Source organism: Agrobacterium rubi TR3 = NBRC 13261 (assembly GCF_000739935.1).
Lineage (GTDB): Bacteria > Pseudomonadota > Alphaproteobacteria > Rhizobiales > Rhizobiaceae > Agrobacterium > Agrobacterium rubi.
The window spans coordinates 197,936-215,059 of the sequence record NZ_BBJU01000003.1 but is presented as its reverse complement, the minus strand read 5'-3'; the positions used below and the strand labels follow the sequence as shown (position 1 = coordinate 215,059).

15 protein-coding genes are annotated in these 17,124 nt (G+C 56.9%); 8 read left to right on the top strand and 7 right to left on the bottom strand.

From position 1 onward, the window contains the following. Positions 1-85 precede the first annotated feature (85 nt). On the bottom strand, positions 86-1,255 hold the full coding sequence (locus tag RRU01S_RS02365; protein ID WP_045228627.1) for a DUF3095 domain-containing protein: 1,170 nt from the start codon (positions 1,253-1,255) through the stop codon (positions 86-88). Between the two features lie 315 nt (positions 1,256-1,570). Here RRU01S_RS02365 and RRU01S_RS02360 point away from each other — a divergent pair, with 315 nt between their 5' ends. From RRU01S_RS02360 to RRU01S_RS02350, 3 genes are all read left to right on the top strand, one after another. Then, the gene (locus tag RRU01S_RS02360) at positions 1,571-2,677 is read left to right on the top strand and encodes a branched-chain amino acid ABC transporter substrate-binding protein (protein WP_045228626.1); all 1,107 of its coding nucleotides are present in this window, start codon (positions 1,571-1,573) and stop codon (positions 2,675-2,677) included. A 164-nt stretch (positions 2,678-2,841) separates the two neighbouring features. Then, entirely contained in the window at positions 2,842-4,551 is a 1,710-nt protein-coding gene (gene ade / locus RRU01S_RS02355; RefSeq protein ID WP_045228625.1) for an adenine deaminase, read from the top strand. Positions 4,552-4,650: 99 nt separating this feature from the next. After that, positions 4,651-5,601 carry a cyclic di-GMP phosphodiesterase gene (locus RRU01S_RS02350; RefSeq protein WP_131367747.1) on the top strand — a complete coding sequence of 317 codons (951 nt, stop codon included), beginning with the start codon at positions 4,651-4,653 and terminating at the stop codon, positions 5,599-5,601. Positions 5,602-5,623: 22 nt separating this feature from the next. On the opposite strand, the gene bglA is transcribed toward RRU01S_RS02350, so the two are convergent. Continuing rightward, positions 5,624-7,291, bottom strand: coding sequence for a beta-galactosidase BglA (bglA, locus tag RRU01S_RS02345; RefSeq protein ID WP_045228763.1), 1,668 nt, complete (start codon positions 7,289-7,291; stop codon positions 5,624-5,626). 161 nt (positions 7,292-7,452) lie between these two features. On the opposite strand from bglA, the gene RRU01S_RS02340 reads away from it, so the two are divergent. The 4 genes from RRU01S_RS02340 (at position 7,453) to RRU01S_RS02325 (ending at position 10,337) form a co-directional block, all read left to right on the top strand. Then, on the top strand, positions 7,453-8,370 hold the full coding sequence (locus RRU01S_RS02340) for a sugar kinase (protein ID WP_045228623.1): 918 nt from the start codon (positions 7,453-7,455) through the stop codon (positions 8,368-8,370). 82 nt (positions 8,371-8,452) lie between these two features. Next, the gene (locus RRU01S_RS02335; protein WP_045228622.1) at positions 8,453-9,502 is read left to right on the top strand and encodes a bifunctional monoglucosyl/glucuronosyl diacylglycerol synthase; all 1,050 of its coding nucleotides are present in this window, start codon (positions 8,453-8,455) and stop codon (positions 9,500-9,502) included. A 128-nt stretch (positions 9,503-9,630) separates the two neighbouring features. Next, the gene (locus tag RRU01S_RS02330) at positions 9,631-9,924 is read left to right on the top strand and encodes a hypothetical protein (protein ID WP_065697761.1); all 294 of its coding nucleotides are present in this window, start codon (positions 9,631-9,633) and stop codon (positions 9,922-9,924) included. A gap of 8 nt (positions 9,925-9,932) precedes the next feature. Beyond that, entirely contained in the window at positions 9,933-10,337 is a 405-nt protein-coding gene (locus RRU01S_RS02325) for a hypothetical protein (RefSeq protein WP_131367746.1), read from the top strand. 327 nt (positions 10,338-10,664) lie between these two features. On the opposite strand, the gene RRU01S_RS02320 is transcribed toward RRU01S_RS02325, so the two are convergent. The 4 genes from RRU01S_RS02320 to RRU01S_RS02305 all read right to left on the bottom strand — a co-directional run bounded on the left by RRU01S_RS02320 (position 10,665) and on the right by RRU01S_RS02305 (position 14,496). Further along, entirely contained in the window at positions 10,665-11,273 is a 609-nt protein-coding gene (locus RRU01S_RS02320; RefSeq protein ID WP_045228619.1) for a DUF2026 family protein, read from the bottom strand. Positions 11,274-11,483: 210 nt separating this feature from the next. Next, a complete protein-coding gene (gene der, locus RRU01S_RS02315; RefSeq protein ID WP_045228618.1) occupies positions 11,484-12,911 on the bottom strand; it encodes a ribosome biogenesis GTPase Der in 1,428 nt (475 codons plus the stop codon). Positions 12,912-13,086: 175 nt separating this feature from the next. Next, positions 13,087-13,758, bottom strand: coding sequence for a tetratricopeptide repeat protein (locus RRU01S_RS02310; RefSeq protein ID WP_045228617.1), 672 nt, complete (start codon positions 13,756-13,758; stop codon positions 13,087-13,089). A gap of 153 nt (positions 13,759-13,911) precedes the next feature. Continuing rightward, positions 13,912-14,496, bottom strand: coding sequence for an NnrU family protein (locus RRU01S_RS02305; RefSeq protein ID WP_045228762.1), 585 nt, complete (start codon positions 14,494-14,496; stop codon positions 13,912-13,914). A 233-nt stretch (positions 14,497-14,729) separates the two neighbouring features. Here RRU01S_RS02305 and RRU01S_RS02300 point away from each other — a divergent pair, with 233 nt between their 5' ends. After that, entirely contained in the window at positions 14,730-15,713 is a 984-nt protein-coding gene (locus tag RRU01S_RS02300) for a polysaccharide deacetylase family protein (RefSeq protein WP_045228761.1), read from the top strand. Between the two features lie 55 nt (positions 15,714-15,768). Here the strand turns inward: RRU01S_RS02300 and sbmA are convergent, their stop codons facing one another. Next, positions 15,769-17,040: a peptide antibiotic transporter SbmA gene (gene sbmA, locus RRU01S_RS02295; protein ID WP_045228616.1), complete on the bottom strand. Its 1,272-nt coding sequence runs from the start codon at positions 17,038-17,040 to the stop codon at positions 15,769-15,771. Positions 17,041-17,124 lie beyond the last annotated feature (84 nt).

The window sequence follows — 17,124 nt, the reverse complement described above, 5'->3', positions numbered from 1 at the left end:
AGGCAATCAATCTTTAACGCCTGATGTGAAACGCTGAAGTGCCACAGGTAACCGACCGCCCCGGCCATTGGCGCTTTTACACAGACTATGCGATGGCTTGCATCTGAGCCTTTAGGCTGGCTGCAGCCTTCGCATAGCCTCCATCGCCGCCGTCGACGAAATGCATATGGTCTTTCGACAGCGGCGACGGCACGATACAGGTCATCAGAGCCGTATCCTGCTCATGCAGACCGAAATAGCAGATCCCCTCACCCGCAGCGTCTTCAAGCCTTGCCTTGATACGATCCAGCCGTTTCGGATCGACATCCACCGTCATCTTCAGCCCATCGTCGAACTTGCGGAAATCCGTGTTGCTGGCAACAGCCCGTTTGTATTCGACAGGGTCGAACCGCCCCACCGGCTTTTTAAGCCTGTAGAGCACGGCGATCAGGATCGTCTGGAACAGCACCCATGCGCCTTTGCGAAGCTGAGACAGTCTGTCCCCGTAAGCCGACAAGGCGCGCGCCTCCATGGCAAGGCCTTCTTTGATAAACCCAAGCGGCGGCCCGTCGGCGGGAACTGGATGGCCACCTCGTCCATCCTCATTGGCAAGCTCCACGATTTGCGAAACCAGTGTCCGAAACGCAGCTATATCGTCTGTGTGCCTGGGAACGGCGATGATCGACACGACGGTACCATGCGTGGCCTGGATCGGGTTCCAGCGACAGGACAGACCGGTGAGATCAGGGCGCGATCCGCTGTCTGCCGCCTCGACCAGATAATCTCCCTGCTTCATCTGCTCGTCGGCCCAATGGTTGCCGCCACCGGTGAACATGGCATAGGAAATATCGTCACTGGCACGGAAGCGCGCGACGCGGACATCAAACCCGTTCTCTCGTATGGCCGAAATCGGCACGATGGCGGCCCGCAGCGACAGACCGATATCGTCGGTTACCCAGCTTTGGACCTTTGACAATGCCTCGCGCGCCGCTTCGATCTGCGATGGTGGAACGGCAATGGCGGCACCGTCTCCGCCAAAAACGAATGGCAGATCATGTCGCTGAAGAGCGTTGAGAACACCGGAGATAACACCAGCGCCCGCCATGTTGACCGCCTTGTAGCGTCCGGCATCGATAGCCCCGGTCGAATCGTTGATATCCGCAAGTGCCAGCGCCCACCCGTCCGGTAGTGCGCGATAAAGCGTGGGGTTCGCCACATCCTCGAATTGGAGAAACAGTGGCAGGCCGTTCAGAAACTCTTCATCGGCCGACATCATGACGGCACCATCCTCTCTCGCACGGCAAAAAGCCAGAACTTCGGTCGATCTGTCGCCGCGTGGGCGGCCTTCCAGTCCTCGCTACACAACCGTCGGTGAATGTCTTCACAGATGATTTACGTCGCAGCACCACCTTTGGATCAAAGATGGCTTGCGAAATCGCTTCCGGTGAGTATGAACCACATTAGGGTGTTGTAAATCAAAGATGATACGACGCTGCTCGTCTGGTGGAAGGGTTTGATCTGCGTGGCATTTTAGCGCCCCGCCCCCGACGATCTATCGGGGAAACGACCCAATCCAAGGAGAGAAAACAAAATGAAAATCAAGATCCTATCCGGCCTGACACTTGCCGCCTCCGTCGCCTTCGCACCGCTGGCCCATGCCGAGATCGTCATCGGCCTTATCGCCCCGCTGACCGGTCCGGTTGCAGCCTATGGCGATCAGGTCAAGAAGGGCGCACAGACTGCTGTCGAGGTCATCAACAAGAATGGCGGCATTCTGGGCGAACAGGTTGTTTTAAAGCTGGCGGATGATGGTGGCGAGCCCAAGCAGGGCGTGTCTGCCGCCAACCAGTTGGTTGCTGAAGGAATTCGCTTCGTCGTCGGCCCAGTTACGTCAGGCGTTGCCATTCCGGCATCTGACGTTTTCGCCGAGAACGGCATCCTGATGGTGACGCCGACTGCAACCGCACCTGACCTGACGAACCGCGAATTGTGGAACGTGCTGCGCACCTGCGGTCGTGACGACCAGCAGGCGCAGGTCGCAGCCAAGCTCGTGCTTTCGCAGCTGAAGGATCGCCGCATCGCCATCATTCATGACAAGGGCGCTTACGGCAAGGGCCTGGCGGATTCGTTCAAGAAGACCCTGAACGACGGCGGCGTGACCGAAGTGTTCTATGACGCCCTGACACCGGGCGAAAAAGACTTGAGCGCACTCACCACGCGCCTGAAGTCCGAGAATGTCGATGTCGTCTATTTCGGGGGATACCATCCTGAAGCAGGTCTTCTGGTTCGCCAGTTGAAGGACGCAGGTGCCAAGGCAACCGTGATCGGTGGCGATGGCCTGTCCAACACGGAATTCTGGAGCATCGGCGGTACCGCTGCTGCGGGCACCATCTTCACCAACGCAGCCGACGCGACGAAAAGCGCCGATTCGAAGGCTGCCGCGGCAGCTCTCACAGCTGCCAACATTCCCACAGAAGCTTTCACACTGAACGCCTATGCAGCCGTTGAAGTGCTGAAGGCCGGTATCGAAAAGGCTGGCAGCGCAGAAGATGCGGAAGCCGTCGCAACGGCCCTCAAGGCTGGCGAGCCCGTCAGCACGGCCATCGGCAAGCTGACCTATGGCCAGACCGGTGACCTCACATCGCAGGCGTTCGCGCTCTACAAGTGGGAAAACGGAAAGATCGTTTCCGCTGAGTAATCACCGAAAAGCTGGATAATAGAACCGGGTGCGGCCATCGCGCCCGGTTTTCTTTTTTAAACGTGGCGCACAATCCGGCGTGTCCCCGACGATAGCAAAGCTGGACAAGCCATGGGCGCGTCTGGCTTACTCTGTCCGACAAATTAATTGCAATGAGGTGAAACATGGCATCGGCACTCGAGCGGAAGATCGATCAGGGAACGGGTCGCGAAAAGGCCGATATCGTGCTCAAGGGCGGGCGCTTCTTCGATCTCGTGACCGGTGAACTCATCGCATCCGATATCGCGATTTGCGGCGACACGATCATCGGCACCTGCGAGGCTTACGACGGTATCGAGGTTATCGATATCACCGGCAAGATCGTCGTGCCCGGCTTTATCGACACCCATCTGCACATCGAATCCTCGCTGGTCACGCCGCATGAATTCGACCGCTGCGTCCTGCCCTATGGTGTGACGACCGTCATCTGCGATCCGCACGAAATCGCGAATGTTCTCGGCGCTGAAGGCATCCAGTTCTTTTTGGATTCGGCGCTCGAGACCATCATGGACATTCGCGTTCAGCTCTCCTCCTGCGTTCCCGCCACGCATCTCGAAACTTCCGGTGCAGACCTGCCCATCGAAAAGCTGTTGCCGTTTCGCGATCATCCCAAGGTCATCGGCCTTGCCGAATTCATGAACTTTCCGGGTGTCATCCATAAGAACCCGATCTGCATGGCCAAGCTGGAAGCCTTCCAGGGCGAGCATATCGATGGCCACGCGCCGTTGCTGTCCGGCACGGCACTGAATGGCTACCTCTCCGCTGGCATTCGCACCGAGCACGAATGCACGACCGCCAAGGAAGCGCTGGAGAAAATTCGCAAGGGCATGCACATTCTGGTGCGCGAAGGTTCCGTGTCGAAAGACCTGCATTCTTTGATGCCAATCATCACCGAACGCCTGTCGCCCTATCTGGCGCTGTGCACCGATGACCGCAATCCGCTCGATATCGCCGAACAGGGGCATCTGGACTATATGATCCGCACCGCCATCGCCAGCGGCGTGGAGCCCTTGGCGATCTACCGCGCCGCCTCGATTTCTGCGGCGAAAGCCTTCGGTCTGCGGGACCGCGGTCTGGTCGCGCCCGGCTGGCGGGCCGATCTGGTGGTGATCGATACGCTCCAGAACTGCAAGGCCAGCATGGTATTTTCAGCCGGTCGCCGTGTCACGGCAGATCTGTTCGCCACCCGCAACACGGTTGCCCCCGTCGGTCTAGACAGCGTCAAGGCACGCCCCGTTCAAGCCTCGCATTTCGGCGTTCCCGTGACCGAAGGCGAAACGCCTGTCATCGGCGTCATGCCCGGCAAGATCATTACCGAACATCGCCGTTATACGCTTCCCACGGATGGCAACCAGACGAGCGTCGATCTCGACAACGACATCATCAAGGTTGCCGTCATCGAACGCCACGGCAAGAACGGCAATCATGCCAACGGTTTCGTACAAGGTTTCGGCTTGAAGAAGGGCGCAATTGCATCGACCGTCGGCCATGACAGCCACAATATCTGTGTTGTCGGCGTCAGCGAAGACGACATGGCGCAAGCCGCCAACCGCCTGGGCGACATCAAGGGTGGTTTCGTGGTCATCGAAGACGGCAAGGTCACCGGCGAAATCGCCCTGCCCGTGGCCGGTCTGATGAGCCTTGAGCCCTACGAGACCGTTCGCGATACCCTTCACGACCTGCGCAAGGCAGCCTATGCGCTTGGCACGACGCTGGAAGAGCCGTTTTTACAAGTCGCGTTCCTGCCGCTTCCTGTCATCCCCCATCTGAAAATTTCCGACATGGGCATGGTGGATGTGGATCGCTTTGCGCTGATCAGCTCTACCCGTGAGTGATGATAACAACGCGAAATATAGAAGCCAAACTCACAGTAAATTAAGACAGTTACGGTAAATAACAGTCCTGAGAATGGAGTATCGCGTCCGAGGCAATCTGTGGCTGTAACAAGAATCGACAAATCGCAATTGAAGATTGGTATGTTTGTCGAGGCCATTGAGGGAGCCTGGCAGGACATCCCGACTCTTGGGAGACGTTTTACGGTCAGATCCGGCCAGGAAATCGAGATCATTCAAAACAGCAATGTCAGCGGTATCTTCATCAATACGGCCTTAGGTCGCGATACCTTTGGCTCATCCACACACTCCGGCTCCAGAAACATCACGACGGCGACGAAACAGGATAAGCTCAAAACCGCGCGAAAGGTACAGGGGCATGCCGCCGAGGCAAAAGGGCTTATCGAAGACGTTTGCCAAGGCCGCACCCTGACGGTCGAAGCCTTTACACCGCTGGTCAACGATGTCGCCCGCACGATGGAGGAAAATCCATCCCTCTATATCGGCATGTCGCGCCTGCGCTTTCGCGACAGCAGCACCTTCGTTCACTCCCTTGCCGTCGCCGCGCTCCTGCTGCATTTCGGCAGGTCGATGCAGATGGATGACGAGACCGTTCAGCAGCTTTGCATGGCCGGAATTTTGCACGACATCGGCAAGCTGAGCATCCCAATCGAGGTTCTGTACAAGCAGGGGCCATTGAACGCCGCGGAACGTCGCCTCGTCGAACAGCACCCCGAACGAGGTTACGAGCTGCTGTCGACACAAGTGAACATGCCACGTCTCGTTCTGGAGATTTGCCGCTCGCACCACGAAAGACTGGATGGCAAGGGATATCCGGACAAGCTCATTGCCGACCATCTCAGCACCGAAGTGCGCATGAGCACCATCTGCGATGTCTTCGACGCCTTGACGTCTGCCCGTCCCTACAAAAAGGGCTGGTCATCGCAGCAGGCTCTCAGCTGGATGATGTCTCGCGAAGACCAATTCGACAAAGCCCTGCTCTGGCACTTCATCCTTAGCCTCGATCCCGAGATGACGAAGGGTATTCTGTAAGCTTGCGACGGAAGACCACTACTCACCCCAACGTCGCGCAAAAGACATCCAGCGCATCCAGCTTGACGATCCCACCATCGAAATACGGCGCGAAGCCCGGCATTTGCAGTACCGCGCCGACCTTCAGCTCACTTGGGACGAGATATTCGACGGGTTCACGCGTAAGGTTGAATACGAAGAGAAGCGTCTCATCATTCTTCCTGCGGGTGAAGGCCAGGAGGTCCTGCTGGGTGTCGAGAAAGGCCATATCGCCATCCCGCAGCACGACATGCTGCTTGCGGAATTCCAGAACGGCCTTGTAGTGGTTCAGAACGGAATCCGGCTTACGCTCCTGCCCGTCTGCCGCCAGCATGGCGTGGGCGTAAGGCACGGGTAACCAAGGCTTTTCAGCCGTTGTGAAACCGGCACTCGGGCTTCCCGTTTCCCACACCATCGGCGTGCGGCATCCATCCCGGCCCTTAAAGGCGGGCCAGAAGCGGATGCCGTAGGGGTCGCGCAAATCCTCGAACGCCAACTCGGCCTCCGTCAATGCCAGCTCTTCACCCTGATACAGGCAGATGGAGCCACGCAAGGTTGCGAGCACGCTGAAAGCAAGCTTGGCGACGCGAGCTTGTTCCTCAACACCTTCGGAAAAACGGCTGAGATGGCGCACAACATCGTGGTTGGAAAACGCCCAGCAAACCCAGCCATCGGTGACCGCCTTGTCGAAACCATCGACTGCGTCGCGAATATGCTTTGCAGTGAAATCCGGCCCGAGCAGGTCGAAGGTATAGCACATATTGAGCTTGTCACCGTTGGAGGTATAAGCAGCGACTGTCTCCAGCGAGCGGGCACCATCGCCCACTTCACCCACCGTCATGCGCCCGTCATACTCATCGAGCAGTGACCGGAAGCGCTGGAGGAAAGCAATGTTTTCCACCTGCGTTTTGTCGTGAATGTGACTCTGCATGCCATATGGGTTCACGTCCGGCGCATCCAGACCGGCATTGTCGCTATCGGGCGCGTGTGGCGGGTTATCGCGCAGAAGCTTGTCGTGAAAATAATAGTTCACCGTATCGAGCCGGAACCCATCGACACCCCGCTCCAGCCAGAACCGGACGGTTTCCAGAAGCGCATCCTGAACGTCGGTGTTGTGGAAATTGAGGTCCGGCTGCGAGGCGAGGAAGTTGTGCATGTAATATTGCTTGCGCACGCCATCCCATTCCCAGGCCGGACCGCCGAACACGGAAAGCCAGTTAGTGGGTGCCGTTCCATCCGGTTTGGGGTTGGCCCAGACATACCAGTCGGCCTTTGAGTTCGTGCGGCTCGCGCGGCTATCCTTGAACCAGGGGTGCTGATCGGACGTGTGGGAAATGACCTGATCGATGATGACCTTCAAACCCAGCCGGTGGGCCTCGGCAATCAGCGCGTCGAAATCCGCCAGCGTGCCGAACATCGGATCGACATTGCAATAATCGGAGACATCGTAGCCCATATCCGCCATGGGCGAGGTGAAGAAGGGCGACAACCAGATACCGTCAACGCCGAGCGACGCGATATAGGGCAGACGCTGCGTCACCCCGGCAAGATCACCACAGCCATCTCCGGTCGTATCCTGAAACGAGCGCGGATAGACCTGATAGATCACCGCTCCCCTCCACCAGTCTGCATATCCTGCGGTGTTGGTGGCGGAGGCATTTGGGTGCGGCATCGGCATTCTCCAGTTCATCTCGCCAGAGCATATAAAGCCCTGTGACGTTCGTAAACGGCAATCATGTGTTGCGGCATAACATCACGGCGAGCCGGACGTGCCCTTGCCAGCCCGCCCCATGCATCGTAATCCCGAACGGTCACAAGAGGAGTGAACGTACAGTGGGTGGACGGTTTCTTTCTATCGGGGAATGCATGGTGGAGCTTTCGCAGGCGGGAGATGGCCTGCTGCGCAAGGGTTTTGCCGGCGATACGCTCAACACCGCGTGGTACGCACGCGCCTGTCTGCCTTCAGACTGGACGGTGGACTATTTCACCGCATTGGGCGACGATCCACTGTCACAGGAAATGCTCGATTTCATCGATCATGCGGGCATCCTGACCAGCAACATTTCCCGCATCAAAGGCGGAACGCCGGGTCTCTATCTCATCAATCTGAAAGACGGCGAGCGCACCTTCAGCTATTGGCGCAACACCTCCGCCGCCCGCCAACTGGCAGCCGATGCCGATCATCTGCGCGGTACGATCGAGGCGGCAGACGTCATCTACTTCTCGGGCATAACGCTTGCAATTCTCGCAACACCGCTGGCCATCGATACATTTCTTGCAGAACTGCGCAGGGCCAAGGCCTTCGGCAAACAGGTGGTATTCGATCCCAACATCCGCCCGCGCCTTTGGACCGACAAGAACACGATGTTGAAAACCATCACCGACGGAGCGCGGGCGGCAACGCTGGTGATGCCGAGCTTCGATGACGAGGCGGGCAACTTCGGCGATGCGAACATTGATGCAACGATTACACGTTATCGCGACCTCGGCGTAACCAACGTCGTCGTCAAAGATGGGGCCAACGGTGCCACGCTGGATTTCAACGGACAGAGAAGCCAAGCACCCGCGGTTCAGGCGGCCAAGGTCGTCGATACCACAAGCGCGGGTGACAGTTTCAACGGCGCCTTTCTGGCCAAGTGGGTTAGTGGCAGCATGCCGCAGAAGGCCGCCGTTTTCGCGGCAAAGGCAGCATCAACCGTCATCGGTCACCATGGCGCCCTCATCGACCATGATTTGCTGCCCAAAGGCTGACATGATGCTGTAACACGCCTGCCGCATATAGCCGAGGAGCCGGAAAACAACCGGGATTCGCAAGCGCGGAGGTCGGCCACGCATGACCAGAATAACCATCGTCACAGATGCATGGCATCCGCAGGTCAACGGCGTCGTGCGCTCCATCGAAAACACCAATGCCGAACTGGAGCGCATGGGCGTCGAAGTCTGCATGGTCACGCCACAAAGCTTCCATTCCGTACCCTGCCCGACCTACCCGGAAATCCGCCTGTCTGTTGCCGGTTATCGCCGCGTGTCGCGCGAGATCGAAAAAAGCCAACCCTCGTACGTCCACATCGCCACCGAAGGTCCGCTGGGTTTCATGGCGCGGCGCTGGTGCATCAAACACGGCATGCGCTTTTCCACCAGCTACCACACTCGTTTCCCGGAATATGTCGCCGCCCGCTTTCCCATTCCCGAAAGCTGGCTCTATGCCTTCGTACGCTGGTTTCACAATGGCGGCAGCACCTGCATGGTCGCAACGCCGAGCCTCCAGAAAGAACTCAACGCACGCGGGGTCAAGAACCTCAAACGCTGGAGCCGCGGCATCGATGCGGCACTGTTTTACCCGCGCGAAAAGGTCGTTCGCCCCTTCGACCTGCCGCGTCCCATTTTCATGACGGTGGGTCGTGTCTCTGTGGAAAAGAACCTGCCCGAATTCCTCGACCTCGATTTGCCCGGCTCGAAAGTGGTGGTGGGCGATGGCCCCGCTCGCGCCGAGCTGCAGGAAAAATATCCCAATGTCGTCTTTACCGGCGTCAAAACCGGCGAAGACCTGGCACACGCCTATGCGCAGGCCGACGTGTTCGTCTTCCCGTCCAAGACGGACACATTCGGCAACACCATCCTCGAAGCCCTTGCGAGCGGCGTGCCGGTAGCAGCCTTCCCGGTCATGGGCCCCATCGATATTTTGGGCGACCACCCCAGAGCCAGCGCCCTCAACAACGACCTGCGCCAAGCCTGTCTCAACGCCCTCGACTGCTCGCCGGAAGCGGCCCTTGCTCTCTCCAGAACCTATTCCTGGGAAAAGGCATCCCGCCAGTTCCTCGACAATGTCACCTCGGCGGCCAGCAACGGATTGCAGAATTTCTACGCGACATCGACGGCTTGAGGTGCTGCTGGCGCAACACCTAAAAGTCACAGATTAAATTATATACAACTAAAAGATTGAATAAAAATAAAAACCCTCATAGGTTGCTCTAGGCAAATCGATTGCCGCTACAAGATGAGGAGAAGAAAATGTCTGCATGCGCAATGCTCACCTTCAACAACGTCACTCCCGCCATTTGGCAGTGCGGTGTCGAATCTGCCAGCAAGCTTGGTGTCACGATCACCGGCAACTCCGGCAGTGCTTCGAAAAGCGGCTTTACGGTCTCCTGGAATTACGATCCGCAGGCGCAAACCTGCCAGATTCAGTGCACTGACAGCCCCTGGGTCGTTCCTTGCTCGATCATCAATTCGACGATCACCAACACGGTAGAAGCGTGTTACACGCAAAACAGCGCCGTCATGAAGGAAATGGTCGGAGCGTAAAGCACACCATGACCGACATTTTGCCAATAATGCAAAAAAGTCAGGCTGAGACCGAGGAGGAAGCGCAAAGCGCTTTCTCCTTCAAGCTGAGCGAGATGTTGGGCATCCAAACCGCTTTGCCAGAAAATGTCGCTCGACGTGCCTCTGTCGATCCGCTTTTTCTCTACCGCCTCCTTGAGGTTCGAAACGAACCCGCGGCTTTGCAGGAGTTGATCGATTCAGTCGCAGAAGCGAGCCTCCCCAAATGGGCGCCAAGGCCAACCACGCACTTGCTGAAACAGGCGAGTATCGCGCTTGGGCGATGGGCCGCCAACGGCTTTTCCCAAGTCAGCGACGCGGTAAAGGAAAAACGACGTGCGGCCTGCAAAGCGTGCCCACATCTGCGAGAGCCATCGCCGCATCTTCTCTTCTAGATTTTTGCCCATGACAGCAAAACATGCGGGCTGTGCAGTTGCGCAATCGAGAAGAAAATCATGTTGCCGACAGAGACCTGTCCAGTAGCCGACGCGCCGGGCTCTCCACGCAACCGCTGGGGTGAAATGCTCGACCCATGATCCGCTACCCTGGAGCTACATCAAAACGCTCTTTTTCACATCGAAACTGTAGACGAAAAGCGTTTGTGCTGTCACAAGGCGACAGGACGCGACTGCCGCTATCTTTAGAGCGGGGTCGGGCTGCTGATTGACGTCAGGTGGCTGCCGCGAGATTACGCTGGCCGTCCTTTTCATGTAGACTTAGAATCACCACGAGCCGGTCAGCGGATTGCCGATGAGCGGGATGATTTTGGATTTTCCGGTCTCGTCGCTGACAGAAATCGCAGACTGCATCTGCTTTGGCGACTTGCGAAACCAGCCCGCGGCAACGGAGGCCAAGTCACCGATCAGGGCCTGCTTGCGCCAATCGGCAAAGCGGCGGGCCGTAGCCTCCGGTTCCGACTTGTAAAAGAAGTCGCCCGATCGCGCCAGATCGTTGACGGACGCGGCCATGGCGGACAAGGGGCGCTGGAACATTTTCGATGGCACGGAGAGTCCGTGGGCAGCTTGTGAAAACGCTGGCGCCATAAAATCGATCGCCCAGCCATCCGCCTCGACCCAGCAGTGAAAATTCTCACCCGCTCCCGTCACATGGCCATCTTCGCGATGGTCCGCAAACAGGATGAGCTTGCCATCGAGATTATAGGCCGCCAGCCCACCCTTGGGCTTTGCCTTGACCTTGTAATGATGCTCCAGAATGAAGGCACCGAACGTGCTGAAATACATGCCAGCCGTCGCAGGATCGGCATTCTCGTTGATCAACAGGCTGTTGATGACGCGGTAGATGCGATGATAGTCGGTCTGCTTGATCAGCATTGCGTTTTACCTGCTAACGTATCGAATGAACGCCTCATTGATGAGGACCGGGCCAATCTCCTCAACTCCGTCATCCCGGATTGATCGGGATCCAGTGCGATCAAGTCTTTGATCGCAAAAGAGTCTTTCGCGTCGCAGACGCAACGCTGCTGGGTTCGGCTAAGGCCGGAATGACGTGAGGAAGAAAAGACTTTCACCAAGGAGCGAAAATCAACGCCTCTTCTTCGCCTTGCTCTCGAACGGATTATCCGAACCACGATAATGCACACGGATCGGCACACCGGGCATGTCGAAGTCCTTGCGCAGATTGTTGACGAGATAGCGCGTGTAGGATTCCGGGATGGCTTCGGGGCGTGTGCAGGAAATCATGAAGGCCGGTGGGCGGGCTTTGACCTGCGTCATGTATTTGAGCCGCAAGCGCCGACCCGATACGGCCGGTGGCGGATGCTGGGTGACCTGCGCATCCAGCCACTTGTTGAGCTTGGCGGTGGAAACGCGACGGTTCCAGATCTTGTCCGTGTCGATGATGTTCTGCATCAACCGGTCAAGGCCATAGCCCGTGTGACCGGACATGGGCACGGCGCGAATGCCACGGGCCTGGGGCAAAAGACGCTCAGTCTTTTCGCGAAGCTCAGCCAAGAATGCCTGCGGGTCTTCCACCAAGTCCCACTTGTTGAAGGCGAGCACAGCGGCACGACCCTCACGGATCACCAGATCGACGAGCTGCAAATCCTGCTTTTCGAAGGGAATGGTGGAATCGAACACGATGACCACGGTTTCGGCAAAGCGAATGGAGCGCAGGGAATCGGCAACCGACAGCTTTTCCAACTTTTCGATCACGCGCGCCTTGCGGCGCATACCGGCCGTGTCGAACATCTTGATGGTACGACCGCGCCAATCCCATTCAACCGAGATACTGTCGCGGGTAATACCGGCTTCAGGGCCGGTCAGAAGGCGGTCTTCGCCAAGGAAGCGGTTGATAAGCGTCGATTTGCCCGCATTCGGGCGACCGATGATGGCGACGCGAAGGGGCCGGGTCTCGTCATAGACCGGCTCTTCTTCCTCGTCGTCGTCTTCATCGCGCGGTAGAACGACATCCGTTTCCGCCTCGTCGAAATCATCCTCTTTCGGGAACGCAACGTCTTCACCCACGGCGGCAACGATGGCATCGCGCAGGTCGATCATGCCCTGACCGTGTTCGGCAGAGATGGGGCATGGCTCGCCAAGGCCCAGCGTATAGGCGTCGTAAAAGCCGCCATCGGAGCCACGCGCTTCAGACTTGTTGGCCACCAGCACCACGGGCTTGCCGCCACGGCGCAGCATTTCTGCCAGCGTCTTGTCGGCAGGCGTCAGACCAAACTTGGCATCCACGACAAACAGCGTGATGTCGGCCTCGTCGATGGCTTCTTCCGTCTGGGCCCACATGCGGCCTTGAAGCGTTTCCGGCCCGGATTGCTCCAGACCGGCTGTGTCGATGATGGTAAAGCGCAAATCCACCAGCTTCGCGTCGCCAGGGCGACGGTCACGGGTCACGCCTGGCGTATCGTCCACAAGCGCCAGCTTCTTGCCAACCAGACGGTTGAACAGCGTGGACTTGCCGACATTGGGACGCCCGACTATGGCGACGGTGAAACTCATGGGGAAACCCTAACCTGAACTTTGGCCTGGATGCAAAATCTATTCAAGAATTGCTGCTGGTCTGGCGAAAATGGTAATTTCGAGAACCGGAGCGGAGCGTACTCAAAGTACGTGAGCACCGGAAGCGCAGAAAATGCCATTTGCAGCCGGCCAGCGGCGATTATCGGATAGACTGTTACGCTGCCTTGCCGGATGCGGCAATATTGTCGAGCATGATCTGGGCGCGGCTGGTCACGTTGCGGGGTGCCTGCACGTCTGCGGTGATCTGCTCGAACCACTGCTTCGCCTTAACGAAATCGCCTGCCTTATAGGCGGAAAGGCCGAGAGCTTCACGCGCGGAGTTGCGCATGGCCTGCCCCTCGCCCGTCAACACCTCTGCCTGTGCGGAAACCTGCTCATAGGTGCCGGTATCGACCAGCAGCCAGGCGGCGCGAACCTTGGCGGTATCACGAAAGACCTGCGGCGCGGAGCTATCGTTGCCGATGGCGGTGAAGGCTGCAATGGCGCCAGGCGCGTCACCCTTCTGAGCCAGAAGCGTGGCCGAACGGAACTTGGCCAGCACAGGATAAGAGCCGTGACCGGCGGTTTCCAGATCGGAAAACGCCTTCAGCGCCTCGTCATTCTTGCCTTCGGATGCCAGTTTCAGCGCGTTTGCAAATTGGTCACCGGACGCCGAAGCACGGTTGGTGTTCCAATATTCGTAAACACCGGCACCGGCAGCGCACAGCACGATCAACACGGCGGCGCCGATCACGGCAATGCCGTACCGTCCCCAGAAATTGCTCATCTGCTCCGAGCGGATTTGCTCGTTTACTTCGCGGATGAAGGTATCATTCTCGTTCGCCATCGAATTCTCCGTTACCCGCACCGAAACCGTTGCCGTTCTCTCGGTCTGCGGACATGCAAAAGCGCTTTGCCGTAGCGGGCAAAAGGCCAACCACGATCATTGGTCGGCCTTCTAGCCTATTTTCCCTGATATGTAAGGGGAAAACTCACTTTCTTACATTGCGAGTGGCTGAACGCCGATCAACCATTCGTGCAGCTTCCAGAGGAAAGCGGCCCACAACGCGACGCCCAGCACCACCGCCAGGATATCGTAACGCGCGGAAACAAACGAACGGGTGACCACTTCACCAGCCCGCGCACGACGCTTGAGTGAGATGCGCATGATCACGCCCCATGCCAGAACCGCAACGAACAGAATGACGGACGAGGTCTCGCCATTGGCCAGAAGATGCGCCAGCGCCCAGATTTTAACTGCAAGCACGAGGGGATGCTTGGTCTTGGCAACGATATGGCCAGCCGGTAGAAGGCTGGCGACAAGACAGATCATTGAAAACAACATAAGCGTGATGGCGATATGGCTCGTCCAGACCGGCGGGGAATAGAGGATACCCGTCACCTGCCGCGCCTGCCCGAACGCATAGGCGACGATTGCCAAAGCGATGATGCTGACGACAGAATAGAGACCTTTCCACGGCCCCTCACCCAGACGCGAAACCATCCGCGCGCGAAAATCCGGCGCCACGATACTCAGCGAGTGCGTGACCAGAAGAAACAGAATGGAGAAAATTAACAGCAGCATGAAAAGCCCCTCGAGCATGGCGCACTATGTGACGTGGTTTGCAGTGAGCACATGCTTAAAACAAACGCGGTCAAGCACCAAAGCGAATCTCTCGGATACTGCTTGCGATTTGCGTTGATGTTACCGCCCGCAGAGGCGCAAAATGGCTAAAATCGCAAAATGGCCAAACAAATCAAAGCTTCGCCTTATTGCCGTTTCAAAAGGCCATGCTTCTTTTCAAAAAATGGTTCTTCATGTTTCGCACTTTTGCACTCCTTGGCCTTTCGCTTTCCGCCGCTTTTCCAGCCTTTGCGCAAACGACAGAAACGCCAAAACAGTTGGTGATCGTCTCCTTCGACGGTGCGGGTGACAATTCGCTGTGGGAGCGCAGCCGTGCGACGGCAAAGGAAGTCGGCGCCCATTTCACCTATTTCCTCGCCTGCACGCTGGTGATGGATCGCAAGACCAGCGCCAAGAGCTATCAAGGCCCCGGCCAGAAAACGGGCCGCTCCAATGTCGGCTTCGGCCAATCCGTAGAGGAAGTGGAAGCCCGCCTTCGCAACATATGGGCGGCAAAACAGGAAGGCCACGAGATTGGCAACCACACCTGCGGCCATTTCGATGGGGGCAATTGGACAGCGGAACAGTGGGACGGCGAGTTCACTGCCTTTACCAGCACCATGGAAAACGCCTGGCAGATGATCGGCAAGAAGGACAAGGAGCCTGAAGGCTGGCGTGATTTCGTGAAGGGTATCAGTGGTTTTCGTGCACCCTACCTGTCCCAGAGCGACGCCTTGACCACCGCACAGAAGAAACACGGGTTCATCTATGATGCGACGAGCATCACCAAGGGCCCGGCGTGGCCGGTGAAGAAAGACGGCATCGAACATTTCGGCCTGCCGCTCATTCCCGAAGGCCCGAACGACAGACCTATCATCGCCATGGACTACAATCTCTTCGTGCGCCACTCCATGGCCATTGAAAACCGCGAGAAATCAGCGGAGTTCGAAGAGCGCGCCTACCATGCCTTCCGCGCCGCCTTCGACAAACAATATGACGGCGAACGCGTGCCCCTCCAGCTTGGCTTTCATTTCGTCAAAATGAACGGTGGCGCCTATTGGAACGCGTTCGAGCGGCTATTGCGTGACGTATGCAAGAAGGAAGACGTGGCCTGCGTGAGTTATGCGCAGGCAATGCCGATGATCGAGGCGCGGCGGGCGCCGAAATCCGAGGGGTAAAATTCAAGTCGACGGGGAGATCAAAAAGGGTGGTACATGGCCACCCTTTTTTGTGTCAGGTCGGCTTGTTCGCCGCCAATTCACCGTCTTCCGCCTCACGCTTCAAATAGCGCTGATCGATTTCCGGCAATGGCTTGTCATCAATGGCGGCCTCGAAGGACTTTAGGCGTTTATGGATTGACAGAAGTTCGATGATCGTCGTCCATGAATTCACCAGATACTGGAAAGAGTTACTGACTTGTCCAAAAGCCGTGGATATTTGCTGGAATATACCATAGGTAATTTTGCCCGCGACAATGGTCGGGACCAGCATGAGTAGCAAAAATACCGCATCAGCCTGCAAGTAAAAATAGCGTGCAACGTTGAAGTAGAGATAGTGCCAGTACATCCGGAAATAGTTCTTTCGGACATTGCCGAAAAGTTCCTTTACGGTCACCGGGTCCGCTCGCTCGGCATGGTCTTCGCCGTAAACAAGCTCTTTTCGGTAAGCCGCTTCAACACGTTGATTTCGGAAATTCAATCCAGGTAGTTTAATTCCGGCAGTAGCCAACAGTATGGTGCCAAACGCTGACCATAGAATCGCGAGCCAGAACAGAGCATGCGGTATTTCACCGATAATCGGCAACTCAGAGACGTAGCTCGATAGCGAAAACAGAATTGGCAGGAAAACGACTAGCGTCATAACAGAATTTATGAGCGTAATTCCGAGCCCTTCGACGGTCGCCGAGAACCGCATCGTATCTTCCTGAACGCGCTGCGACGCACCTTCGATGTGACGTAGCTTGTCCCATTTTGACATGTAGAAGTTGTTCATGGCTGTCCGCCACCGGAACACATAGTGGCTCGTGAAAAAGTCGGTCATGATTGAAACAACCATGCTGAAAAATACCAGCTTGGCGAAACCAATTTGCAGACTGTAGAAATCCCAAGCCGTTATGCCTGGCTGTTTGGCAAGCGCATTCTGAAGCAAATCACCAAAAGGCCGCCGAAAATTATTAATGACGACGCTGACTTGGACCCCGAAGTACGTAACTGCGATAATCAGAAGTGAACCCCAAATTGACCAGTATTTCCACGGGTGGTCTTTGGCGGCTACCGTCCAGAATGCACCAAATATGCCAAGGCATGCCGTTAGATACGCGTAGAAATACAAATTGGCAGGCACGATGAAATAGGTGAGATCGAAGGGTTCTTGCTCAGGCATCACATATCCAAGCGAGGCACCGACAGCCTGAAATACAAGATACCAGCCGAAAATGGCAACGAATGCCCAGACTACAGCAGACGTGAAAAACAGTTTGGGTTTTGGGAAGAAGGAATGAAACACGGTACAAACTCTCGCGAGTTGGGAGGTCAGCCATTATTGGCGAAGCAGTTTGACGGGAAACTAGGCCAGAAATTTGTGCACAGC

Bases quoted from the DNA above. Each gene is read 5' to 3' on its own strand.
- RRU01S_RS02365 (WP_045228627.1), bottom strand. From the start codon at position 1,255: ATGATGTCGGCCGATGAAGAGTTTCTGAACGGCCTGCCACTGTTTCTC.
- RRU01S_RS02360 (WP_045228626.1), top strand. From the start codon at position 1,571: ATGAAAATCAAGATCCTATCCGGCCTGACACTTGCCGCCTCCGTCGCC.
- ade (WP_045228625.1), top strand. From the start codon at position 2,842: ATGGCATCGGCACTCGAGCGGAAGATCGATCAGGGAACGGGTCGCGAA.
- bglA (WP_045228763.1), bottom strand. From the start codon at position 7,291: ATGCCGCACCCAAATGCCTCCGCCACCAACACCGCAGGATATGCAGAC.
- RRU01S_RS02335 (WP_045228622.1), top strand. From the start codon at position 8,453: ATGACCAGAATAACCATCGTCACAGATGCATGGCATCCGCAGGTCAAC.
- RRU01S_RS02330 (WP_065697761.1), top strand. From the start codon at position 9,631: ATGTCTGCATGCGCAATGCTCACCTTCAACAACGTCACTCCCGCCATT.
- RRU01S_RS02325 (WP_131367746.1), top strand. From the start codon at position 9,933: ATGACCGACATTTTGCCAATAATGCAAAAAAGTCAGGCTGAGACCGAG.
- RRU01S_RS02320 (WP_045228619.1), bottom strand. From the start codon at position 11,273: ATGCTGATCAAGCAGACCGACTATCATCGCATCTACCGCGTCATCAAC.
- der (WP_045228618.1), bottom strand. From the start codon at position 12,911: ATGAGTTTCACCGTCGCCATAGTCGGGCGTCCCAATGTCGGCAAGTCC.
- RRU01S_RS02310 (WP_045228617.1), bottom strand. From the start codon at position 13,758: ATGGCGAACGAGAATGATACCTTCATCCGCGAAGTAAACGAGCAAATC.
- RRU01S_RS02305 (WP_045228762.1), bottom strand. From the start codon at position 14,496: ATGCTGCTGTTAATTTTCTCCATTCTGTTTCTTCTGGTCACGCACTCG.
- RRU01S_RS02300 (WP_045228761.1), top strand. From the start codon at position 14,730: ATGTTTCGCACTTTTGCACTCCTTGGCCTTTCGCTTTCCGCCGCTTTT.